The following is a 1,429-nucleotide window of genomic DNA, read 5'->3' as shown; positions in this document are numbered from 1 at the left end:
CTTTCCGTCCTGTCGCGGGTAACCTGCATCTTCACAGGTACTAAAATTTCACCGAGTCTCTCGTTGAGACAGTGCCCAAATCATTACGCCTTTCGTGCGGGTCGGAACTTACCCGACAAGGAATTTCGCTACCTTAGGACCGTTATAGTTACGGCCGCCGTTTACTGGGGCTTCAATTCATACCTTCGACTTACGTCTAAGCACTCCTCTTAACCTTCCAGCACCGGGCAGGCGTCACCCCCTATACATCACCTTGCGGTTTAGCAGAGAGCTGTGTTTTTGATAAACAGTTGCTTGGGCCTATTCACTGCGGCTGGCTTTTACACCAGCACCCCTTCTCCCGAAGTTACGGGGCTATTTTGCCGAGTTCCTTAACGAGAGTTCTCTCGATCACCTGAGGCTACTCGCCTCGACTACCTGTGTCGGTTTGCGGTACGGGTAGATATGACTTTACGCTAGAAGCTTTTCTTGGCAGTGTGACATCAGAGAGTTCGCAACCGTAGTTGCTTCCCCATCACAGCTCAATGTTAAAGAGAAATGCATTTGACACATCTCACACCTCACTGCTTAGACCAGAATCCATTAACTGGCATCTCTTAGCCTACTGCGTCCCTCCATCACGATCATATCTAGTACTGGAATATCAACCAGTTGTCCATCGACTACGCCTTTCGGCCTCGCCTTAGGTCCCGACTAACCCAGGGCGGACGAGCCTTCCCCTGGAAACCTTAGTCTTACGGTGGATAAGATTCTCACTTATCTTGCGCTACTCATACCGGCATTCTCACTTCTTAACGCTCCAGCACTCCTCACGGTATACCTTCATCGCGGTTAAGAACGCTCTCCTACCATTGATAAAATATCAATCCAAAGCTTCGGTAATATGTTTAGCCCCGGTACATTTTCGGCGCAGTGTCACTCGACTAGTGAGCTATTACGCACTCTTTGAATGATAGCTGCTTCTGAGCTAACATCCTAGTTGTCTGTGCAACCCCACATCCTTTTCCACTTAACATATATTTTGGGACCTTAGCTGTTGGTCTGGGCTGTTTCCCTTTCGACTACGGATCTTAGCACTCGCAGTCTGACTGCCGAACATGTGTATTAGCATTCGGAGTTTATCTGAGATTGGTAATCCTAGACGGACCCCTCACCCAAACAGTGCTCTACCTCCAATACACTTACATTTCGACGCTAGCCCTAAAGCTATTTCGGAGAGAACCAGCTATCTCCCAGTTCGTTTGGAATTTCTCCGCTATCCACAAGTCATCCAAACACTTTTCAACGTGTCCTGGTTCGGGCCTCCAGTGCGTCTTACCACACCTTCACCCTGCTCATGGATAGGTCACTAGGTTTCGGCGCCGGCCCGCCCGTCGAGGCACCGGAGTCTGATCTGTCCACCGGCGTCCTGGTCGAGCCGCCACCGGTC

The 1,429-nt window shown here is 50.2% G+C and carries 1 rRNA gene; it reads right to left on the bottom strand.

Going from position 1 to position 1,429, the window contains the following annotated elements:
* Positions 1–1,429, bottom strand: a 23S ribosomal RNA gene (locus ABZT87_RS31390); the annotation flags it as partial.

This window comes from Micromonospora sp. NPDC005237, from assembly GCF_040607775.1.
Lineage (GTDB): Bacteria > Actinomycetota > Actinomycetes > Mycobacteriales > Micromonosporaceae > Micromonospora.
This window is presented reverse-complemented; position numbering and strand designations above follow the sequence as displayed.